Origin of the sequence: Streptomyces sp. NA02950, assembly GCF_013364155.1 — a bacterium.
Taxonomy (GTDB): domain Bacteria; phylum Actinomycetota; class Actinomycetes; order Streptomycetales; family Streptomycetaceae; genus Streptomyces.
Genome location: NZ_CP054916.1, coordinates 9311933 through 9333358, shown reverse-complemented (window position 1 = coordinate 9333358; position 21426 = coordinate 9311933). Strand labels below are relative to the sequence as shown.

The window sequence follows — 21426 nt, the reverse complement described above, 5'->3', positions numbered from 1 at the left end:
ATCAACCGGTCGTGGTTCCGGCCATCCGCCACGTCCGGTCGATGTCCAGTTCGGCGATCGGCAGGAGCGCACCCGCCACGCGGGCAGAACCATCGCCGGCTGTAGGCACGACAGCCATGAAAGCCCAGATGGGCGTCCTCTGCCCCCGAAGCGTACGCCCACCGTGCGGTGTTCCGGGCCCACGACACTCCTCATCGGTGGCGTCGGCGTGTGCCGCCCACACCGGCACCGCGGATGCGCCTTCGCGAGCAGGCCTTCAATCGTTTCCGGCGCAAGACGAACCGACTTCATCAGCCAGACCTTTCGCCAGGCACTTGTCCAGGCCACGGAGCTGCCGCGGCCGGCTTCCCGATCAGCTGGACCTCGACCTCGGAGCGACATCCGATCTCTGTATGGAGCGATCGATACGGATCAACTTACACATGTTTCTGACCCGAAGGTGTGCCCGAAAGTCGGTAACGAGGAGGGTGCGTGGCCGGATAGGGCCGTTTGTCGCGGGCTTCCGAGCGGGCTTGTCGGAGCGGGGCCATTCGATCCTGGCGGTTGGCAACGCTGTCGGTGGCGGCCATCAGCATGTCCGCCTCCAGGAGCCTCGCGCTCGCGGCCCCGGCCGCGGTACCGGCAATGGCGGAGCGGTGCCGAGCGAGGAGCGTGACGGCGCGGTCCACCTCGCCCGTACGCGCCAGTCCACCGACGAGCGCGCTGAGGGAGGCGAACCGCAGACCCGGGCGGGAGACGCGATCCAGGACCGCCGTCAGATGCCGGATACCGGCCGCCGTGTCCACCCTGCTTTCGGCGATGCCCAGTTCCGCCACCAGGTCCGGGTCACAGGCGTCCGCCGCGCCGTCCGGCACGCACCGACGCAGCAGTTCCACCGCACGTGCCACCGCGCCGTCGAGCATCGCCCTGCTCGGCGCCTCCAGCAGTACGGCCCGTGCCCACGGCTGATCCGCCGTCACCCGGGACCGCAGCAGATGCTCGGCGATGTCCGAGGCGGGGTGCCCCACCGTCGTGCAGCAACCGGGCCGCCCGGCCGTGCGGCGCGGCACGTCGCTCGGCCGGCGTGTCGGCCAGGACCGCGTTCCGTACGGCGGGATGCGTAAGGACCAGCCGTCCGTACGGGAGGACGCGTGTGCCAGTCCGAGGGAGTCCAGGGCGGACAGGACACGGGCAAAAGTGGTGGCGTCGGCCCTGGTTAGCTGGGCGCAGGTCTCGAGGTCCGCCGCGTCGCCGAGTACCGCGACGGCCTGGGCGGCCCGCACGGTCGGCGGTGGCTGACGGTGCAGCAGCCGTACGACGCACGCGCGGAAGGCGGGTAGGTCATGATCGCCCGCAGCGCGGTGACCAGAAGGGGGCTTCCGCCGGTGGCCGCCAGGCAGTCCGCCTGGAACCGCGCCTCGGCGTCGGCGCCGGTAAGCCGCCGGGCTACTCGGCCGATGCCCAAGGAGGTGATCGGCCGTGGCCGCACGACGCCGCACAGCGGCTGGGTCATCGCCGCCTCGTCCAGCGGGGTCCACGCGTTGCCCTCGCGCCGGCCCAGCGCCAGCAGGACCGGCAGCTCGGTCAGCCTGCGCGCGGTGTACGCGAGGCAACGCAGCGACACCGGGTCGGCCTCGTGGGCGTCGTCGATCGCGATCAGGAGCGGGCCTCGCGCCGCGGTGGTGCGCACAGCCTCGTGCCATCCGGTCAGGGCTCCGTGGGGGGCCCCGGCCGGGTCGCGGGAGGCCTTCGCCGGGCGTCGGCTGCCGCGGCGGCGTGGCCGGGTCCGGGAGTGTGTCGGCGGCCATGGCCCCCAAAGGGCCCTCACGGTGCCCAGCGGCAGGGTGCGCCGGTCCGGGGCGGCCTGCGTGTGCAGAACCCGCAGCCCGAGCCAGCGCGCGTCCGCGGTGAGGGCGTGGAGCAACGCCGTCCTGCCGATGCCGTCCGGCCCCCGTACGACGACAAGGCCGGGATGGCTCGCCGCGGTCCGCCTGGCGAGGTCGCCGAGCACGGCGAGTTCGCGCTCCCGCTCCACCCATCGCGCGGGCTGTTCGCCGTCCCGCGTCCCGTACGCGCTGTGCCCGACCGGGGCGACGATCACTGCGGCGTCCCTCTCCCTCTCCCCCTCGGCCGCGACGATCATGCCCCTTCTGCCACTGAGGGATTTCCCAGAACGTGGCGTTTTCCCCTCTCGTTCGCCACGCCCGGCAGTCGCGTGAAGAGTTGAAGGCCACCTGGCCTCACGAAGGTCCGCTCTCACGAGGGAGGCGGCAGCGCGCCGACTCCGGAAGCGCGTTCGCCGTGGCCAGGCGGGAGATACCGGAGACGACGGCAGCCGAACCGGCCTCGAGGACGCCGTCCTTGGTGACGTCGGCGGAACTGCTGACGGAGGCCGTCCGCGTACTGGAGAAGGGCGCCAACGGTCACGATCCGCGCCGGGCGCTGTACGCACTGGGGCCCCCTCCGGAAACGGGCCGGATACGGGCAACGAACACCCTCAAACGGGCACGCGATACAGGAGTCGAAAACTCGGCATTGCCGGGTGCCGCGGACCGGCGCAGGCCGTGCCCCGGAAATTCGGTCAGCAGGCGGGCACCTCAGAGGAGTCAAACGGTCAGGTAGTCAGCACGTGTGCACTACACACTGGTTGGGAAATGCCGGGGGTGCAGCGGCTGCAGTTCTTCCTGTCCGAGTCGCCCTGGTAGGTCGAGCAGGTCAACGGCGGAGGTCGTCACCCTGGGCCTGCGCGGCTTCCTCCTGGATGTCCAGTGCCTGGAGGAGAGGCTGGCACAACCGAACCCTGGAACCACAATATTTCGGGGCGTGCAAAGGATTGCTTGACCGGCCAAGAGAAAATTCTTATCGTCAACTGGCATACGAGCGTAGAAAGACGGTGCGCCGTGGCAACCACTCGTCCAGCAGGCATCGCAGGCGATCGAAATCGGACAACCCTTCCTCCTGCCTCTCACGGTCTCGCAGAGATGCGCGTCCTCGCCGTGGAAGCGGGGTTCTCCCACCGACTCGGCCTCCTCCGGCGAGTTGACAGCCGTCACAGCGCAGGACAGAGGTTGATGGCTGGTCGACATCGTTGTCCAGGTGCGCCCGGACAACGAGGCCACCACGGACCGGGCCGACGGGACCCGGCTGTCTCACAGAACCTGCTAACGGGGAAAGATCGACGCACTCGTCCTTTGCCGGTGACCGCGGCGTGTGCTACCGGAGTTCATCAAGCCATTCTGAGGACCGGGATGACATTCTCGGTGACTCTCCTGGTTCAGGGGCGCACCTCACCACCGCGCTCCCGGCGAAACGGAGAAAGAATTTGGCATGCCCCATCGCCTCGATCGCTTGCCGATCAGGCGCGCCAGCCACGTGACGTGCCGTTGGTTTGGCTGAAACCGCGCCACGCCAAATCCCCGCGACGCTCCCACTCATGTCCGCCATCGAGGCGTCCGACGTCAGGCGGCAACGCATCCTTGTATCCCGAGACGGCCCTTACCCATGCTTGTCCTCACCCACAAAGGTAGGTGCTATGTCCGCTCCCCCGACGGCTAGCTGCGACATGTGCGGTCGGCCGGTGCGTCCGCACGGGCAGTCAAGTACCTCGCCGCCGCGGGCCCGCTACTGCTCCAACGCCTGTCGGCAACGCTCCTACCGCATGCGGCAGAAGTCCGGCGGCATGGACACCGCGCTGGTCGAGACACCGCTGACACAGATGAGCAGCTTCATCGGACGCACGGACGAACTCATCGACCTGGCCCGTATATTACGCGAGTCGCGGCTGCTGACGCTGACCGGCCCAGCGGGCGTCGGCAAGACGCGGCTGGCCCTGGAACTGGCCGGTCAGGAGGCCCGCGGCCGACGCCACGAGGTGGCGGTGGTGAAGCTGGGTCAACTCACCGAACCGGAGGAGATACAGCAGCGCATCCTCACCACGGTCGACGCGATGCCCGACAGCGCGGATGGAGCGGAGAAGGACCGGCTACTCCTCCTCGACGACTGCGAACACGTCCTCGACACTTGCGGCACACTGCTGACCGATCTGCTGCCGCGCCACCCCCGACTGCGGATCCTGGTCACAAGCCGCGAACCCCTGCGGCTCCCAGGCGAATCGGTCTTCCCGGTGATCGAACTGGCGCTGCCGGACCTGGACTCCGGCACCGTGCTCGCCGCCTGCCTCCGCTCCGACGCGGTCACCCTGTTCATGGACCGGGCTCGCGCCGTCGCCCCCGACTTCCATCTCACCGAGGCCAACGCGGCGGACGTGGGCGAGATCTGTGTACGGCTGGACGGGGTGCCGCTGCCCATCGAGATGGCGGCCCGGCTGATGCGCGTGTTCCCGCCTGACGAGGTCCGGGACCGGATGGACGACAGGCTCGCGCTGCTGAGGAACGGATGGCGGCTCGCCGACGGCCGGCACCGGAGCCTGCGCGCCTCCCTGGAATGGGGCTACGACCTGCTGAGCGCGGCGGAACGCGCGTTGCTGCGCCGGCTGTCGGTGCTCCCGGGCGGTTTCGGGCCGGATGCGGCCGCCGCGCTCGCGGCAGACATCCCCGAGGTGGTGTCGGCGATGCCCGAGATCCTCATCGGTCTGGAGGCGAAATCCGTCATCACACCAGTCCCCGGCGCAGACGGTCCGGCCCGCTTCCGGCTCCTGGAGTCCATGCGACACTTCGGGCACGAGATGTTAGTCGCCCAGGGCGAGGACACAACGGCATACGAGCGGCTGACCGCCTGGCTGACCACGGCGTCCCTGCCACTGCGCGAGGAGGCCGTCGCACCGGCCGGGACACTCTGTATGCTGGAAAAGGAACACGCCAACCTCACACACGCCCTGCGCAGACTCGGCTCGGGTGACGACGAGCGCCAATTGCTGCTGGCCGTGGCGCTGGCAGCGGTGGAGGTCGCCGACGGGCGGCACACCGGTGCCTCAGAACACGTGGCGCACGCCCTGGACCGCACCGCGCCGACCTCCGTCTACCGTGGCGTCGCCCTGGAGGCGGCGGCCGCGCTGGCGCGCCGGGACGGCGAAGACGCGGCCGCGGCCCGACGGGCCGACGAGGCGGTGGCGCTGGAGCGCGAACGCGGCGGAGGCACGGCCCGGCTGGGCCGCCTGCTCCTGCTGCGCGGCACGATCCGGCAGATGGCGGACGAGCGGGAGGCGTCCCGAGCCGACCTGGCGGGGGCCCTGAACATCGGCCTACGGCTGGGCCACAACATGCTGACCGCGCTCTGTCTGAGCGAAATCGCCCGGCAGCAGATGGAGAATGGCGAACTCGGCAGCGCTGAGCAGACGATCCGCCGTATCCTGCCCGTGCTGCGCCGCCACGCGGCACCCTTCCGACTGCGCTCGGTGCTGGTCACGGCCGGTGCCCTGGCTCTGGAGAAGGACGACCTGACATTGGCGGAGGCACACTTCACCGAGGTGCTTTGTGTACGCCCGGCCCATCGGAGCGACACTGCCGCGGCGATCGAGGGGCTGGCTCTGGTCGCCACCCGGGCCCGCCTATTCGACCGGGGGCTGCGGCTGCTGGGCGCGGCGGAGCGAATCCGCGACAACGCCGGGCGAGGCACCGAGTGGTGGCGTCGGCGCGTGCACGAGGCGCGGGAGACCGCGCTCCGGGCCATGCCGCCCGCCCGCGCCGAAGCCTGGCTCCATTCGGGCCATGGTCTGCCGGAACATCAGGCGATCTCGCTCGCGCTCGGCGACGACGGGCCCGGAACACACCACAAGCGCTCCGCCCACCCGTTGAGCAGACGGGAACGGGACGTGGCCGAGCTGGTCGTGGAAGGGCTCACCAACCGTCAGATCGCGGCGCGGATGCATGTGTCGGTACGGACCGTCGAAACCCATATCCGGCACATCCGCACCACCCTGGGGTTACGGTCCCGGGCGCACATCGCGGCGTGGGTGGCGCGGCGGCAGCCGATGCCCCTGGCCCGCCTCACCACCCCACCCGCGAAGCAGCTGCCTCAGGTACGCAGCGTGGTCCACGGTGCCCGCGTGGTGGGGGGCCCAACCCCCGCCAGCTCAACGACACCTGATGCCGGGGCCAACGCCAGGGCCGGGCCGCCCTTACCCGGCCATGGTCTCCACCGGCAGCAGCGCCACCACGGCCGCCGACGCCGGCTCCAGTGATCTCGGTGCGGACGGTCCCTCGGGGGTACGCAGACGCCGCAGTTCCCGGTCTCCGGCGCGAGGTGGGCGGCGGTCGGTGCGATGCTCGGGCTCGGCATCCTCAGCAGCACCCTGGGAGAGCTCCTCCTTGCCGATGGTGAGCGCCTCCTCACCCAGCCAGAAGATGAGGCCAGCTTTCCGACCTGGCTGGTTCTGGGCACGCTGGGGAGCCTCGTCATCACCGCTGCCGCATTCGCCGTGGCACACACCATCGACCGCCGACGATCCAGGACCAAGATCGAGACTCGGTTGACTTCCGAGGGTGGGAAGGGGAAAGGCCATGGGTGACCAATCGGCTCGTCCTGACGGCTACGTTCCAAGCCGGTGGTCACGTTCAGCTGCGCTGGGGTCTCCGCTTGGGAATTTTCTGCTGGCCAGCATCGGCGGCCGGGACCAGGCGGGTGAGTTCGGCGAGCAGCGCGGCGTGGGCGGGCAGCGGGGGCGCCAGAAGGTCGGCGGCGGCCTCTCGGACGGTCGATGCTGCGGTCGCCGAACTCCGCGTGGAGGCTTCCGTCCGTCAGGAGTTGTCCCCTGACCGACCACGGGTTTCGTTCGCGGTGTCCTCGACGGGAGGGGCTTGGCCTTGTGACGTCCTGGCTTTCCGATGCAGGTGACGAGGGCTGCGGTGATGGCGGCGCCGGGGAAGGCGTAGCGGCGTTCGGCCATGGCATCGGGCGGAGCTTGCAAAGCTGAACTCGGTCTCCCCGCGGGCCTGAGTCCCATGGATAACGACGAGTGTCAGGTCGTCCCCGTTGCGCTCGGTGCCTTCGTCCACGCTGTTCAGGCGTGCGAGCGGGTCGGTCCACCCCATGACCGCCTTGACCAGCAGTTCGTACGGCTTGCGGTCCAGCGGAAGCTCCGCAGTGATCCGGCCATCGCGATCGTAGACAACGTGGCGGTTGCTCATGACGCCGCCGAGGGGACCGTCGGCCTGTCCACCGTGGACAACGCGTCGTGCAGGTCGCGGGCATCGACGGCGACCGGCACCTGGCCCAGGGACGGCTGGCCGTCCTGGTCGGTCCACACGGCTGCGGTGTTGTGCTTCGGCGGGCTCAGCCACGCCGCAGCGAGCGAGCCGTCGCCGCCCGGCGTGGGCACGAGGAGCCAGGAGCCGAGCGAGAGAACCCGTACCCCCTGGACGTCGGCCCACAGTGGCGCTGACCCGTCCTCCACCAGCACGATCAGCTCCTGGCGCATGTGGTCGGCAAGGACCGAAAGCCCGTCCTCGACCGGTAGGTCCAGGCCGTCGAGAGCGGCCAGGCCACGCTGCAGGGGGCTGATTACGACCGCGTCCCGGCCGCCGCCGCAGGCGACCAGCCGGGTCGCACCGCTGCCGGCGTTTTGCAAGCGGCCGAACGTCTGGGCATCGGGAGCGTGCAGAGCGCCCCACGTGGAGGTGACGGAGTTCGATGACTTGGCCATAAGCGGACCGTAAATGCGGTAGACCCAATACAGACCACACGATGTGTGTGGGTTGTCGTCTCCGCTTCGGAGCACCCCATGGACTCCATCCAGTTCGGGCGCCGGGTGAACTACTGGCGCACCCGCCGGCGCATCTCGCGCGCCGACTTCGCCGCTTTGATGGGGAAGAGCCTGCGCTGGGTTGAGGAGCTGGAAGGCGGGCGCCGCCAAGCCGACCCGAACTGGTCCGTGATGGTGTTGGCCGCCCGGCACCTGGGCATCACAGTCGACCGGCTCATGTCCGAGGTAATCGACACCGAGTGCGCCGGGGAGAGCGACATCGAGGCCGTACGCCGTGTGCTGCAGCGCCACGACGTCATCACCGGTTCGTTCGACCGCTCCTCCACCGAACCGCATCCGGTGCAGGCCCTGCGCCGGTCCCTGGCGTACGCGCGCACCGGATTCCAGGCCGGCCACTTCGCCCAGCTGGGCAGCGAGCTTCCCAAGCTCCTGGTCGACGCGGCGCGGGCCGCGCACCACCACCGTGGTGACGACCGGCTCGGTGCGTACGAGGTCCTGTCCTTATGCCTGGAGCTGACCGAGGCCGCAGCCATCAAGTGGGGTGACAGCCAGCTGGCGGTAGTTGCCGGGCACCGCGCGGTCACCGCGGCCGAACAGTCGGAAAACCCGGTCACCATGGCGTCCGCCGCGAGACACCTGGGCGACGCGATGACCAATCACGGCGAGGCGGCAGCCGCTGCGACCGTCGTTCTCGCCGCCGCCCGGCGCCTCGAGGAGGACCTGTTGCACTGCGGTCCGGACGGGTACAGCGTGCTGGGGATGCTGTACTTGAAGGCCGCGATGGCCGCCGCCGCAGCAGCCGAGGCCGACGACCGCGCTCCGGCCCGGTTCGCCCGCCGAGTGCCGGACTACCTCGACGAGGCTGACGAGCACGCCGCGCGGCTCGGCGGCGACGAGAACCGGCTGTGGACCAGCTTCGGCCCGACGAACGTCTCGTTGTACCGCGTTGCCTCGCACGTCTACCTCTCGGAAGGAGCGGACGCCGTGGCGGTCGCGGCGGGCATCCCCGCCGACGCCTTCAACGAACTGCCCCGGGAACGCCGGGCGCACCTGCTGACCGACCGCGCTATCGGTGAAAAGCAGGCCGGGTTGCGGGAGAAGGCTGTGGACACGCTCTTGGAAGCGGACGAGCTGGCCCCTGAGGAGGTGCGCTGCCGGCCACGCACCCGGTGGCTCGTGGAGGACCTGCGCGTCCTGGGCGTGCGCAGTGCCGAGGGCCGCTTGCGCATGCTGGCTGATCGCTGTGGACTGCCCCGGTGACCAAGACCCTGTATCTGATCGCCTGTGCTGCTCCTCCTGCCCGGCGCCTCCACATCCCCATCCGTGCCGCCCAGGCGACCGGTTGGGACGTGTGCGCGATCCTGACGCCGTCCGCCTACCGGTGGGCGAGCGAGGACGCCGAGGGCGAGATCGAGGCCCTGCAGAAACTGACTGGGCACCCCGTCCGCTGGCAATACAAGCTCCCTTCGCAGGACGACGTGCTGCCGCCCCCGGACGCGCTCCTCGTCGCCCCGCTGACCAGCAACACGCTTGCGAAGTGGGCAACTGCCGTGAGCGACACGTTGGCCCTCGGCCTCATCACCGAGGGCATCGGCCTCGGCTTGCCGATCGTCGCCTTGCCTCACTTCAACGACGCGCAAGCCGCGCACCCGGCCGTCGCCAGGCACGTCCAGGTCCTGCGCGATGCGGGCGTGACCGTGCTGCTCGGCGAGGGAGGATTCGTGCCGCACAAGCCGCGCCACGGCGACCTCGACGCCTACCCGTGGCAGGCCGCCATCGACGCCCTGCCCGCCTGATCCGTGCCCGGCGCTCGCCGACTGGCTCGAGGAGTACCGCGCCACGACCAACGTCAGCTGAGGAGGAAGGACGTGCTTGTGCACGGTGGGCAGCTTGTGCGGCACCATGCCTTGACCAGCGGAAAAGCCAGTAACGCTAAACTGGTGATCTTGGGCGCCCAGCGCTCCCAGCAGTCATCGGCGCACGCGACATCAGGGCGCGCCGCTGCCTCGGATGGTCCCGACGACGTCAAGCGCGTGGCGGGCGGAAGGTCCGGAGATGATCCCGACGACAAGCACAACACTGCCGCCGATGACGGGTCCCTCAATAGACGACGGGAGGTTGAGCAGGGTGATACCGACGGTTGCGGCAGTGCCCAACACCACAGCGGCAATCCAGCGCAACAGGCCACGGTCCCGTTCTAGGTTGATGTCCTTGATGACCTCAGCGTCGAGGAGCTCACCGATCCGGCCGTGTGCGTAGCGTTCGGCTATGCCTACCAGTAGTTCAGCGAGCTCGCGTAGTCCTTCTTCGGGGGCGATATCCAGGCGCCGTTCGGTCATCCGCAGCACCGCGACAACCTGCCGTTCATGGGCCTTCAAAGCCTGGCGGCGATTGGATCCCCTCACCGTGCCCCGAGCGCGGTGGGAGCGCTCAACACCACGTGAGACTTCCTCCAGCCGCTTGGACACCAGCCGCAACTGCCTCGCGGAGCGCTCCCCGCCCGCACGGCGCGCGGCGGCGCAGGCCGAGATCGCGGCGGCTATCTGCACGACCAGGGTGTAGCGCAGCCCCAACCGGATAGTGCGCCACCCCACCAGGCTCCACAGCACAAGGACGCCGAAGCACAGTCCCATCACCGCCAGGCCCCCCACGAAAACAATGAGGTGGTTAGGCTCATTGGGCGTTCCCTGGGGGTCCTCCTCCGCCACCGCGACACTTAAGGCGCCCATGAGGAGGAACATGAAGATGCTTGTCCGGACCGCAAACACCGCAGCCCGCCGAATCCTGCGGAGCTCACGGCGTCGGCGGAGCGCCACACGCAGACGCCCAGAGAGCGTGCGCGAAACCCGCAGAGAAGTGAGGTCTAACGGCAGCTGCTCAACCACTCTGTCCTGACGGCTCACAAGTGGCAGCTCTCCACCCATGACCCAGCCGAAGAATCTATAAACTAACGCCTCCACGTCCCTCATCATGGGATCGGTAGTCTTCCCCCCCACAATGGGCAGACCCCGAGCGGTCCACTCTTTCTATCGTGCGGCTGCGGAGTCGCGGACGAGCCCCGTGGTGCATACGGAGTGATCGGCTACTCGTGTACTGGGGGGGTGCGTGGGGCAGGTTCCTCTTATGCGACCTCCCCAGCGCAGAGTTTCCCGACGTGCTAAAGGTGTGCCGACCGGCTGGTCCGCATGTGATGACACCTCTGAGCGGACGGAGCGGCTGGAGGAGGAAAACGCGCAGCTCAGGTATGCGATCAAGAGCCGCCCGGTGATCGATTTGGCCCGAGGGGCGCTGATGGCCGGCTTCGGCTGCACTGCCAGGGAGGCGTGGGAGATCCTGGTGGAGGTGTCCCAGAACAGCAACGTCAAGCTGCGGGCGGTGGCCGAGCAGGTGATGGCGGCGGTGAGCGGGCAAGAGTCGCTGCCGCCCGCTCTGGAGAGCCATCTGCAGACGGCCGTGAGGAGACGGCGGCTGTCGGGTGAGCATGAGCCCGGGGCCGACGGGTAGGGCGCGGTCAAGGGAAGGGCCCTGACGCCTGGGGAGGTCGATCGGCTCTTCCCTCGTTATGTTTTCTGCGGCCCTGCAACGGGGCCGCTGGCCTCCGGGCCCGGCATGACTGTGTCCCCCTGTCGAACGCATGACCTGGGGGGTGGTGTCACCGGGTTCGGGGGTGTTCGTCGGAGCCGCTGATCAGAGGTCCGGCCACCGCCTGGGCCGGCGCAATGCCGGGCGGTTCGCGGGCGGGAGGTCTGCATAACGTGGATGCGCGAGCACGACACCCGAGCCGAGGCCGGCACCGTCAACACCCTCGAAAGGGCACGATGTTCGAGATCGAAGACGTGGGCGTGTTCCTCGGCCTGGACGTCGGCAAGAGCGCCCACCACGGCCACGGACTGACCCCGGCCGGGAAGAAGGTCTTCGACAAACCGCTGCCCAACAGCGAGCCGAAGCTGCGGGCCGTCTACGACAAGCTGGCCGCGAAGTTCGGCACCGTCCTGGTGATCGTGGACCAGCCCGCCTCGATCGGCGCCCTCCCGCTGACCGTCGCCCGTGACGCCGGCTGCCGCGTCGCCTACCTGCCCGGCCTGACCATGCGACGGATCGCCGACCTCTACCCCGGCGAGGCGAGGCCAACTACTTCAAGCACGCGGTCTGCAAAGCCACCTTGAGTTCCCTGGCCAGCTTCACGTGGCACCGGCTGATCAGCTGGTGGATGGCTGCACCGCTGGAAGTGGAAGGACGTCCGCCGACGCCTCACCGACCACAACGGGCGGTGGCAAAGGCGCACGGCAGACGAGATCGAACTGTTCGACCTCCAGGCGGTGACGGTCACCCGCTACCGCTATAGAGGCAACAGGATCCCCAACCCCTGGACCCGTCTCAACCACGCCTGAACGGCAGAGTCCGTGGACAGCCCGGTACTCGGAGACGGGTACGCCGGGTTCGGCGAGCGGCACGGAGAAACGGAGCGGTGGCAACACCGGCACCGCGCTCAGTGCCGACTCAACAGGCACCCCCCGCTCCGTTCGAGTTGACGGCGGCCCGTACCGCACCGGAAATCACGGCACGGGCCGCCGCGCGGCTCAGTCGATGTGGAACGGCTGGCCGTAGACCTTCCAGTCCAGTGGCGGGTCCGGGTTCAGGTTGCCCTGCTCAAGAAAGACGAGCACACCCTCAGCCGGGGAACTCACCATGGTTCCGTTGGCCGAAGCCTGGGATTCTGGGGCGGCTGGGTGGTCTGCGGCCGGGCGGCAGGCGTACGCGAAGGAACGGATTCGGCTCGTCGGGCATCCTTGGGGAGTGCGCCGCGAGACGGCGAGGGGAGCTGTGGTGGACGAACACCCGCGGGGTTCGAGTGAGATGGAGACAACCGGGATGTCTCCGCAGCTGCGGCTGGACGTACTGCTGGACGACCTGCAGCAGCAGGTGGCGCAGGTGCGGGCGGCTCGGGACCGGGTTCACACGCTGCTCGACGCAGTGCTGGCCGTCGGTTCCGACCTCGACCTCGATGTGGTGCTGCACCGCATCGTGGAGGCGGCGGTCACCGTGGTCGACGCCCAGTACGGGGCGCTCGGCGTCCTCGGCGAGGAAGACACGATCAAGCAGTTCGTCACCGTTGGCATGGATGAGGAGGCCATCGCCCGGATAGGGCCCTATCCGCGCGGCGAGGGCATCCTCGGGCTGCTCATCCGGCACCCGGAGCCGCTGCGCCTGGCGAACCTGGCCGAGCATCAGGCGTCGGCCGGCTTCCCGGACGGGCATCCGCCGATGACCAGCTTCCTCGGCGCTCCCGTCCGGGTGCGCGATCAGATCTTCGGCAATCTGTACCTGACGAACAAGCAGAGCGGGACGGAGTTCGACACGGACGACGAGGCGGTGCTGCGCACCCTCGCCGCGGCGGCCGGCGTGGCGATCGACAACGCCCGGCTCTACGACGACGCCCACCGCCGTCAGCGGTGGCTGGCGGCCAGCAACGAACTGACCCGCAGCCTGCTGTCCGGCGCGGAGCCCGCCGCGGTGCTGGACTCCTTCACCGCCACCGTGCGCGAGATGGCCGGCGCGGACCTGGTCACCCTGGCCGTGCCGGTCGGCGACAAGGGCGAGCTCGTCGTCGAGGCCGCCTCAGGAGCGCAGGCCGAAGAGGTCCGTGGGCTGCTGCTGCCCGCCACGGCACTGGCTGCCAAAGTCCATACGTCCGGCGAGACGATCATCAGCGAGGCCCTGAGCGCCGACCCGCGCGCCGAGGGCGGCAGTGCCTCGGTCGTGGAGCTCGGGCCGGCCTTCTTCGCCCCCCTTGGCATCCGCGAGCACGTCCGCGGAGTTCTCCAGGTCGCGAACGTACCCGGCGGCACCCTCTTCACCGACGCCGTCATCGACATGGTCACCGGATTCGGCAACCAGGCCGCGCTGGCCCTGGACGTGGCCGAGCACCGGCGGGACTCCGAGCGCATGGTCGTCCTCAACGACCGCGACAGGATTGCCCGGGACCTGCACGACCTGGTCATCCAGCGGCTGTTCGCCGGCGCGCTGACCCTCCAGTCCACGCTGGGCCGGGTCTCCGACCAGCCGCAGGTGAGCGAACGGATCCAGCGGGTCGTGGACGACCTGGACGACACCATCAAGATCATCCGCTCCACCGTCTACGCCCTTCGCGAGCACGATCACTCCCGTCGCGGCAGCGGGCTGCGCGCCCAGCTGGTGACGGCCGCTGAACGGGCCACCGCATCACTCGGCTGCACCCCCGCGCTGCGCATGACCGGGCTGCTGGACACGGCTATCTCCGCGAAACAGGCCGAGCAGTTGCTGGCCGTGCTCGGCGAGGCGCTGTCCAACGCCGCCCGGCACGCGCACGCCACCACCGTCGACGTCACCGTCGAGGCCACCGACGCCTCCCTGAAGCTGTGCGTGGCCGACAACGGCCGCGGAATCGACCCGGCGATCTCCCGACGCAGCGGTTTGGCCAACCTGCGCAAGCGTGCGGAGGAGTTGGGCGGCAGCTTCGGCATCTCCGCCAACCAGCCGAGCGGCACCGTCGTCGAGTGGGTCGTTCCGCTCTCCTCAACGGGCTGACGCTTCCCTCCTGTCGAGGGCTTCGTCCAGCGTCTCGTGGACAGGGAACACCGCAACCAGGTGGTCGGTGTGCAGGATGCGCAGGGTCAAAGGGTGTGTGCGCACGAGCACCGATGTCCGACACAGCACATGATCGATTCAACGGAGGGCAGGCAGCGGCTTCGGCGGCCGCGGTCGCCGGGCCTTCCACCTGCTCGTCGGTGAGGAGCACACCGGGTACCCCATCACGGATGCGATCCTCCGCCTGCCGCAGGGCGCGGCGCGCCAGATGCCGCTGCGCGGCGTTGGCGGGCTCGTACGACCGCTGCCTTCATGGTCTCTTCTCTCCTCTGGAGGGTGCGTCAGTCGTGGGCGACGACGGCGACGGGGGCGGTGGAGTGGTGCAGGACGGCGTGGGTGACGGTGCCGATGTGGGCACCCAGGGCGGAGCGGCGGACGCGGCGGCCGACGACGACCAGGGAGGCCTCGCGGGAGGCGTCGATCAGGAGGAGCGAGGGGCTGCCGTAGTCCGACTGCTGGACGACCTCGACGTCTGGGTACTTCCGCCGCCAGGGGCGCAGCACCTCGCTCAGGACTACGGCGTCGCTCTTCGCCATCTCCCGCCCGACCGCGGGCTCCAGAGCCATGCCATAGGCGTAGGAGGGCGGCGGGTTCCAGGCGTGCACGACCCGCAGCGGCACCGAGCGGCGCGCAGCGGCCTCGAAGGCGAACCCGACCAGCGTCTCGTTGGGGCTGACGATGTCGAGCCCGAGGACGACGGGACGGAACGCCGTGGCCGCTGAGGGGATGCCTGCCGGGTCCATCTCGTGCTCGTCCACGGCCTGCTCGCCGGCGCGGACCAGGACGACGGGCCGCTCGGTGTGCGCCACGACCGCGAGACCGACCGAGCCGACCAGGAAGCCGCCGATCCCGCCCAGACCGCGGGAGCCGAGGACCAGCATTTCGGCGTCCTTGGCCGCGTTGACCAGGGCTTCGGCGGGCCGTCCGGTGAGCTGCTCGGTGGTCACCTCAGCGCCGGGGTGGCGCAGCCGCAGGCCCTCTGCGGACTCGCGGGGGACCCTGTCGGTCCAGTGCTGGTGCGTCTCGGCACCAAGGAGCGGGGCCTGGGCCATGGGCTCCGGGACCGGCTCCCAGACCTGGACGAGCTTCACCGGCAGTCCGCGCAGCGTCGCCTCGCGGGCCGCCCATTCCGCGGCGGCGCGGCTTTCCGGCGAGCCGTCGAGACCCACGGTGATGGTGCGGGGCATGTTCTCCACCTCCTGAACCGGGACCCCGAGGGGACCCGGTTCCAGTGTCGTTTTCAGGGGTTCTTCAGTGCAGGGGCCGCTGGTCCTTCAGTGGGGGCGATGGGCCCCGCGCACGGGTCGGCGGGACCGGCCCGGGGGCGGGGTCCGACCCGCCACGTGCGGGTCAGTGCAGCCAGTTGTGGTCGCGGACGATCGGCAGCCGCGCCCACGGCCGGCCCAGCCCCCAGGTGGCGCCCGTGCCCGCTGCCGCCACGGCGATCAGCGCGCCAGCGTAGATGACGTGGTAGTCGGTGAACGGGTTTGTCGACATGCTCGGCGCACCGTCCGACAGGTGCTTGGCCGGCGGCCACTCGGCCATCCATATCAGCGCCATCATCGCCGTGCCCGCCACCGCGGCCGGCCACATGGCCACACCGGCCATGACGGCCAGTCCGATGCCGAGCAGGCCCAGCATGAACAGCCAGTCCGCCCACGTGTCGCCGGCCCAGGAGTGGAACGTCGACTCCATCGGCCCGGCGGCGACGGAACCGAGGAAGCCCCTCGTCGGTGACCCGCCGTCGATCCAGCCCTTGCCGGACCCGGTCGCGTAACCCAGGCCGAAGGTCTTGTCCAGGAACGCCCACAGGAAGACGAATCCGGTCAGGACGCGCAGGGAAGCGAGGGAGTAAGCCTGCGCGGGGTGGGTGCCGAGACGTGCCGACACCGCGGACTCGGAGCCGGAGCCGGTCCGGTGCCGACCGAAGGCGGCCGACAGATAGGATCTGGGGCTCCGGTGAGGGTGCTCGTGCACGGCCATGATGGTGATCCCTTCGCGGATGTATGAATCGTCGTCTCCATGACGTGTCTCACTCTCGTCCGGTGCCTGACGTCGCGCCGGATGCCGAAGGTCCCCAGCAGTTGGGCTGAACGTCCCCGCATCTGAGGTCCGTTGGGCTGGAGGTGGCGAACCGGACAGGGTGGAAGACCGGCCGAGGGTGGTGTTGCTCGCGCGGCCATGGATGCTGGGCCCGGGCGGAGAGGGGGCGGCGGATGGCTCAGGGTGCGGGCAGACGGTTTTCGTCGTGGCGCCGGCTGGTACCCGGTCTCGACGCCCTGCTCGGTTACCGGTGCTCGTGGCTGAGGGGCGACCTGCTGGCCGGCGTGACGGTTGCGGCGTACCTCGTGCCGCAGGTGATGGCGTACGCGGGCGTGGCCGGGCTGTCACCAGTCGCCGGGCTGTGGGCGATCCTGCCCGCCCTCGCCCTGTACGCGCTGTTCGGGTCCTCCCGGCTCTTGTCGGTGGGGCCCGAGTCGACGACCGCTCTGCTGACGGCCACCGTGGTGGGCCCGCTCGCCGACGGGGACGCGGGGCGCTACGCGTCGCTGGCCGCGGCCCTCGCGGTTACGGTCGGCCTGCTGTGCCTGGTCGCGCGGGCGGTGCGACTGGGCTTCCTTGCGGACCTGCTCTCCCGCCCTGTTCTGGTCGGCTATCTGGCGGGGGTGGGCCTGATCATGATGGTGGACCAACTGCCCCGGCTCACCGGAGTGCGGACAACGGAGTCGGAGTTCTTCCCCCAACTGTGGTCCTATGTCCGTCATCCCACGGCCGTCGATGCGGCCACGGTCGTCTTCTCCGCCGTCGCGCTGGTGTTCCTGTTAACGGTGAAGCGGTACCTGCAGGCGCTACCGGGACCACTGCTCGCGGTGATCATCGGCACGGCAGCCGTCACCGCCTTCGACCTCGACCACCGGCACGGCATCACAGTGATCGGTGAGGTGCCCTCGGGGCTGCCATCGCTCGCCCTGCCCGACCTGGGCGAGCTGCCACACCTCGTACTGCCCGCACTGGGCGTCCTGATTGTCGCTTACACCGACTTCATCCTGACCGCCCGCGCCTTCACCGGCCGCACCGAGGACGAGCCCGGGCTCGACGCCAACCAGGAGTTCCTGGCGCTGGGCGCGGCCAACCTCAGCGCCGGCGCCGTGCATGGCTTCCCGGTCAGCAGCAGCGCCAGCCGCACCGCGCTGGCCACCTCGACGGGCGCCCGCAGCCAGGGCCACTCGCTGGTGGCCGCAACTGCGGTCCTCGCCGTCCTGCTGTTCCTGAGCCCCTTGCTGAGCCGGACGCCTACGGCGGTGCTGGGTGCGCTCGTCGTCTTCGCGGCCATCCGCATGATCGACCTGGCCGGGTTCCGCCGCCTGGCCTCCTTCCGCCGCCGCGAACTCCTGCTCGCCGTCGGCTGCCTGGCCGGCGTGCTCGCTCTGGACATCCTGTACGGGGTGATCGTGGCGGTCGGCCTGTCGGTGGCCGAACTGCTCACGCGGGTGGCTCGACCGCACGACGCGGTCGAGGGGCTGGTGCCCGGGTTGGCGGGCATGCACGACATCGACGACTACCCGAAGGCACGCACGATCCCGGGCCTGCTGGTCTACCGCTACGACTCTCCCCTGTTCTTCGCCAACGCGGAGAACTTCCGGCACCGGGCCCTGGCCGCTGTCGACGAACAGACCGTGCCCGTCCGTTGGTTCGTTTTGAACGCCGAGGCGAACGTCGAGGTCGACATCACGGCCCTCGACGCGGTTGACGAGTTGCGCCGCGAACTCGGCCACCGCGGCATTGTGTTCGCCCTCGCCCGGGTCAAGCAGGACCTCCTGGACGACCTGAAGGCGTACGGCCTGGCGGACTCCGTGGGCACGAACCTCGTCTTCCCCACGCTGCCCACCGCGGTGGCCGCCTACCGCGAGTGGTGTGAGGAGCGGTAGGGACCGCTCCCCAAGGCACGGCACGGAACCGGGCGGTTCCGCTGTCATCCGCCCGTGAGGCCCGGCCGGATGAGTGTGCCCGACCTGCCGTGGACGATCTCGTAGGCCGCGTCCAGGGCGCCGATCGCGGCCAGACCGCCGGTGTGCTCGACGAACCGGGCAGCTGCCTCGGCCTTGGGGCCCATCGAGCCGGCCGGAAAATCTCCGTGCCGCAGGTCCCGGGGGGTGGCGTCGAGCAGCGGGTGCTGGTCGGGGGTGCCGTAGCCCTCGTAGACGTAGGGGACGTCGGTGAGGATGAGCAGGAAGTCGGCCTTGAGGTCCTCGGCGAGCAGGGCCGCGGTGAGGTCCTTGTCGATGACGGCCTCCACGCCGGTCAGTGCGCCGGTATCGCGGTCGGCGGTGACGGGGATCCCGCCCCCGCCTGCGCAGATCACCAGAATTCCGCTGTTCAGCAGTTCGTGGATGGTGTCGGTCTCCAGCATGCGTTCGGGTGCGGGCGAGGCGACGACGCGCCGCCAGCCGGTGGTGTCCCGGGCGATGCGCCAGCCCCGCTTGCGCGCCAGTGCCTCGGCCACCGGCGCGGAGTACACCTGGCCGACGAACTTCGTGGGCCGTTCGAAGGCCGGATCGTCGGCCCGCACGAGGGTGTGCGTGACGAGGGCGGCGATCCGGTGCCCGGGCAGAGCAGCGCGCAGGGCACGGGTGAGCAGGGAGCCGATCATGCCCTCGGTCTGGGCACCGAGCAGGTCCAGCGGGTAGGGGGTGCTCAGGGCGGGGTCGGCCTCGCTCTCCATGGCGAGCAGGCCGATCTGCGGGCCGTTGCCGTGGGTGATGACCAGCTCGTGCTCGTGGGCGAGGTCGGCCAGGACGGTGGCGACCCGGTCGACGTTGGCCTGCTGGACGGCGGCGTCGGGGCGTTCGCCGCGGTGCAGCAGGGCGTTGCCGCCAAGAGCGACGACGATACGCATGGCTCAGCCCTCCAAGGTGGCGACGAGCACGGCCTTGATGGTGTGCAGCCGGTTCTCCGCCTGGTCGAACACGATCGAGGCGGGCGAGGAGAAGACCTCGTCCGTGACCTCGAGGCCCTTCAGGCCGTGGGCCTCGAACAGCTCCTGGCCGAGCCGGGTGCGATGGTCGTGGAGGGACGGGAGGCAGTGCATGAACTTCACGTCCGGGTTGCCGGTGAGGGCGAGGGTCTTGTCGTTGACCTGGTACGGGAGCAGCAGCTCGATCCGTTCCCGCCAGGTGCCGGCGGGCTCCCCCATGGAGACCCAGACATCCGTGTGCAGGAAGTCGGCGCCACGCACGGCGGTCTCGACGTCATCGGTGAGGGTGATGCGCGCCCCGCTCCGGTCGGCCATGTCATGGCATGCGGCGACCAGCGCGGAGTCCGGCCACAGCGTCCGGGGCGCGGCGATGCGCGCGTCCATGCCGAGCAGGGCACCCATCGACAGCAGGGAGTTGCCCATGTTGTTACGTGCGTCGCCCAGGTAGCAGTAGCTGACGTCCGTGAGCGGCTTGGCGCTGTACTCTCGCATCGTGAGCATGTCGCACAGGCTCTGGGTGGGGTGGGCGGTGTCGGTGAGGCCGTTGTAGACGGGCACGCCGGCGTGGGCGGCGAGTTCGGTGACGATCGACTGGACGGACCCCCGGTACTCGATGGCGTCGAACATGCGGCCGAGGACACGGGCGGTGTCGGCTGCCGACTCCTTGTGGCCGAGGTGGGTGTCGCCGGGACCCAGGTAGGTGGTGCGTGCGCCTTGATCGGCGGCAGCCGCCTCGAAAGCGCAGCGGGTGCGGGTGGAGGTCTTTTCGAAGATCAGGGCGATGTGCTTACCGGTCAGCTGTGGCTGTTCGGTGCCGGCACGCCTGGCCCCCTTGAGGCCGTGAGCGAGGTCGAGAAGGTGATGGATCTCGGCGGCGGTGAAGTCGGGTTCGCTCAGGTAGGAGCGGCCTCGCAGGTCGATGGTCATGGCGTTGTCCTCGTGGGCTCAGGCGACCGGGTCGCGTTCGATGGGGCAGCTCATGCAGCGGGGGCCGCCGCGGCCGCGGCCGAGTTCGGCGCCGGCGATGGTGACGATCTCGATGCCCTGCTTGCGCAGGTAGGTGTTGGTGGTGACGTTGCGCTCGTAGCCGACGACCACGCCGGGTGCGACGGCGAGGAAGTTGCTGCCGTCGTCCCACTGCTCGCGCTCGGCGTTGCGGATGTCCTGCGGTGCGGACAGCATCCGGACCTTGTCCAGGTCGAGGGCTTCGGCGAGGGCGGTCGCGAGATCGGAGTTCGCGGTGACGTCGAACCCCGTCTCGCGGCTGTTGTCGGGCCGCAGCGTCCACGAGCGCAAGGAGTCGGCGAGGCCCGGGTAGATGACGAACACATCGTGGTCGACCATGGTCAGCACCGTGTCCAGGTGCATGTACGCACGGGCTGCCGGCAGTTGGACGGCGATCAGCTTGCTCGCCGTGCCGGCCGTGAAGAGCCGGGCGGCCAGGTTCTCCACGGCCTGGGCGGTGGTGCGCTCGCCCATGCCGACCATGACGGCGCCGTTGCCGAGGACGTGGACGTCCCCGCCCTCAAGAGTGCCGATGGGTCCGTCGAGCAGGGGGGCGGGCACGATACCGGCGAACATCGGATGGAACCGGTAGACGGCCTGCGCGTGCAGACTCTCGCGCCGCCGGGCGAGCTTGGCCATCGGATTGACCGAGACCTGGTCGTACATCCAGCAGGAGTTGTCGCGCGGGAAGAGGTGGTTGGGCAACGGGGCCAGAGCGAAGTCGTCGGCGCTGAGCGCGTTCCACACCAGGCTGTGCTGGGTGGCGAGCGGCAGGTCGCTCTTGAGGAGGCCACCGATCAGATGGCCGGCGAGCGTCTCCCCTTCCAGCTCGCCGCACAGCTCGCGCACCGGGTCGATGAGGGCGGGGCCCACGGTGCCGGGAGTGACGACCCGGTCCAGCAGCCAGTCACGCGCCTCCGGGGCATCCAGAGTCTGCGCCAGCAGGTCGGCGAAGTAGTGGACGCGGGCGCCGTGGTCACGCAGGACCTGGGCGAAGGCGTCGTGCTCCTCGCGGGCTCGTTTCGCCCACAGGATGTCGTCGAAGAGCAGGGCCTCGACGTTGTGCGGGGTGAGTCGGGAGAGTTCGAGGCCGGGGCGGTGCAGGATCACCTGGCGCAGGGGGCCGACCTCGGAGTCGACGTGGAAGGTGTTCATCACGGAGGTTCCTCTTGTGCTCGGG

The 21426-nt window shown here is 69.8% G+C and carries 19 protein-coding genes and 1 pseudogene; 10 read left to right on the top strand and 10 right to left on the bottom strand.

All coding sequences use genetic code 11. The features are described 5' to 3' along the window. Nucleotides 1-416 precede the first annotated feature (416 nt). Both HUT19_RS40115 and HUT19_RS40110 read right to left on the bottom strand, forming a co-directional pair. The gene (locus tag HUT19_RS40115) at nt 417-1262 is read right to left on the bottom strand and encodes a hypothetical protein (RefSeq protein ID WP_176186107.1); all 846 of its coding nucleotides are present in this window, start codon (nt 1260-1262) and stop codon (nt 417-419) included. Beyond that, on the bottom strand, nt 1196-2122 hold the full coding sequence (locus HUT19_RS40110) for an ATP-binding protein (RefSeq protein ID WP_176186105.1): 927 nt from the start codon (nt 2120-2122) through the stop codon (nt 1196-1198). Before HUT19_RS40110 ends, HUT19_RS40115 begins: the two co-directional genes overlap by 67 nt. 1515 nt (nt 2123-3637) lie before the next feature. Here HUT19_RS40110 and HUT19_RS40105 point away from each other — a divergent pair. The 3 genes from HUT19_RS40105 to HUT19_RS43780 all read left to right on the top strand — a co-directional run bounded on the left by HUT19_RS40105 (nt 3638) and on the right by HUT19_RS43780 (nt 6771). Then, nucleotides 3638-6118, top strand: coding sequence for a LuxR C-terminal-related transcriptional regulator (locus HUT19_RS40105; RefSeq protein WP_176186103.1), 2481 nt, complete (start codon nt 3638-3640; stop codon nt 6116-6118). Between the two features lie 81 nt (nt 6119-6199). After that, nucleotides 6200-6445 (top strand): hypothetical protein, encoded by a 246-nt coding sequence (locus HUT19_RS40100; protein ID WP_176186101.1) that lies wholly within the window; start codon nt 6200-6202, stop codon nt 6443-6445. Then, nucleotides 6442-6771, top strand: a complete 330-nt coding sequence (locus HUT19_RS43780; protein ID WP_254886078.1) for a hypothetical protein — start codon at nt 6442-6444, stop codon at nt 6769-6771. Before HUT19_RS40100 ends, HUT19_RS43780 begins: the two co-directional genes overlap by 4 nt. Here the strand turns inward: HUT19_RS43780 and HUT19_RS40095 are convergent. Further along, the gene (locus HUT19_RS40095) at nt 6675-7064 is read right to left on the bottom strand and encodes a hypothetical protein (protein WP_176186099.1); all 390 of its coding nucleotides are present in this window, start codon (nt 7062-7064) and stop codon (nt 6675-6677) included. The two genes, HUT19_RS43780 and HUT19_RS40095, sit on opposite strands and share 97 nt — an antisense overlap. Then, nucleotides 7061-7579, bottom strand: coding sequence for a hypothetical protein (locus HUT19_RS40090; RefSeq protein ID WP_176186097.1), 519 nt, complete (start codon nt 7577-7579; stop codon nt 7061-7063). Before HUT19_RS40090 ends, HUT19_RS40095 begins: the two co-directional genes overlap by 4 nt. 78 nt (nt 7580-7657) lie before the next feature. Here HUT19_RS40090 and HUT19_RS40085 point away from each other — a divergent pair, with 78 nt between their 5' ends. Together HUT19_RS40085 and HUT19_RS40080 are read left to right on the top strand one after the other, a co-directional pair. Beyond that, entirely contained in the window at nt 7658-8899 is a 1242-nt protein-coding gene (locus HUT19_RS40085) for a helix-turn-helix domain-containing protein (protein WP_176186095.1), read from the top strand. Beyond that, nucleotides 8896-9435 (top strand): flavoprotein, encoded by a 540-nt coding sequence (locus HUT19_RS40080; protein ID WP_176186093.1) that lies wholly within the window; start codon nt 8896-8898, stop codon nt 9433-9435. The genes HUT19_RS40085 and HUT19_RS40080 overlap by 4 nt, the downstream gene beginning before the upstream one ends. Nucleotides 9436-9627: 192 nt before the next feature. On the opposite strand, the gene HUT19_RS40075 is transcribed toward HUT19_RS40080, so the two are convergent. Further along, entirely contained in the window at nt 9628-10380 is a 753-nt protein-coding gene (locus tag HUT19_RS40075; protein ID WP_254886077.1) for a hypothetical protein, read from the bottom strand. 382 nt (nt 10381-10762) lie between these two features. Here HUT19_RS40075 and HUT19_RS44110 point away from each other — a divergent pair, with 382 nt between their 5' ends. The 4 genes and pseudogenes from HUT19_RS44110 to HUT19_RS40055 all read left to right on the top strand — a co-directional run bounded on the left by HUT19_RS44110 (nt 10763) and on the right by HUT19_RS40055 (nt 14206). Next, nucleotides 10763-11143 carry an ANTAR domain-containing protein gene (locus tag HUT19_RS44110; protein ID WP_176186089.1) on the top strand — a complete coding sequence of 127 codons (381 nt, stop codon included), beginning with the start codon at nt 10763-10765 and terminating at the stop codon, nt 11141-11143. A gap of 314 nt (nt 11144-11457) precedes the next feature. Further along, nucleotides 11458-11766, top strand: a pseudogene (locus HUT19_RS40065) (IS110 family transposase); the annotation flags it as partial. Between the two features lie 35 nt (nt 11767-11801). Next, the gene (locus tag HUT19_RS43770) at nt 11802-11984 is read left to right on the top strand and encodes a hypothetical protein (protein ID WP_254886075.1); all 183 of its coding nucleotides are present in this window, start codon (nt 11802-11804) and stop codon (nt 11982-11984) included. 527 nt (nt 11985-12511) lie between these two features. Continuing rightward, a complete protein-coding gene (locus HUT19_RS40055; protein ID WP_254886074.1) occupies nt 12512-14206 on the top strand; it encodes a GAF domain-containing sensor histidine kinase in 1695 nt (564 codons plus the stop codon). A 341-nt stretch (nt 14207-14547) separates the two neighbouring features. On the opposite strand, the gene HUT19_RS40050 is transcribed toward HUT19_RS40055, so the two are convergent. Together HUT19_RS40050 and HUT19_RS40045 are read right to left on the bottom strand one after the other, a co-directional pair. Further along, nucleotides 14548-15453, bottom strand: coding sequence for a universal stress protein (locus HUT19_RS40050; RefSeq protein ID WP_176186085.1), 906 nt, complete (start codon nt 15451-15453; stop codon nt 14548-14550). Between the two features lie 163 nt (nt 15454-15616). After that, nucleotides 15617-16249, bottom strand: a complete 633-nt coding sequence (locus HUT19_RS40045) for a hypothetical protein (RefSeq protein WP_176186083.1) — start codon at nt 16247-16249, stop codon at nt 15617-15619. A 233-nt stretch (nt 16250-16482) separates the two neighbouring features. Between HUT19_RS40045 and HUT19_RS40040 the strand changes: the two genes are divergently transcribed. Then, on the top strand, nt 16483-18195 hold the full coding sequence (locus tag HUT19_RS40040; protein WP_176186081.1) for a SulP family inorganic anion transporter: 1713 nt from the start codon (nt 16483-16485) through the stop codon (nt 18193-18195). A 44-nt stretch (nt 18196-18239) separates the two neighbouring features. Here HUT19_RS40040 and HUT19_RS40035 read toward each other — a convergent pair whose 3' ends face one another. Genes HUT19_RS40035 through HUT19_RS40025 form a run of 3 tightly spaced genes read right to left on the bottom strand, consistent with a single transcriptional unit; the run spans nt 18240 to nt 21401 of the window. Further along, complete coding sequence (locus HUT19_RS40035; RefSeq protein WP_176186078.1) at nt 18240-19163, bottom strand: carbamate kinase; 924 nt, start codon at nt 19161-19163, stop codon at nt 18240-18242. 3 nt (nt 19164-19166) lie between these two features. Further along, complete coding sequence (gene argF / locus HUT19_RS40030; protein WP_176186076.1) at nt 19167-20168, bottom strand: ornithine carbamoyltransferase; 1002 nt, start codon at nt 20166-20168, stop codon at nt 19167-19169. 18 nt (nt 20169-20186) lie between these two features. After that, nucleotides 20187-21401, bottom strand: a complete 1215-nt coding sequence (locus tag HUT19_RS40025; RefSeq protein WP_176186073.1) for an arginine deiminase — start codon at nt 21399-21401, stop codon at nt 20187-20189. Nucleotides 21402-21426 lie beyond the last annotated feature (25 nt).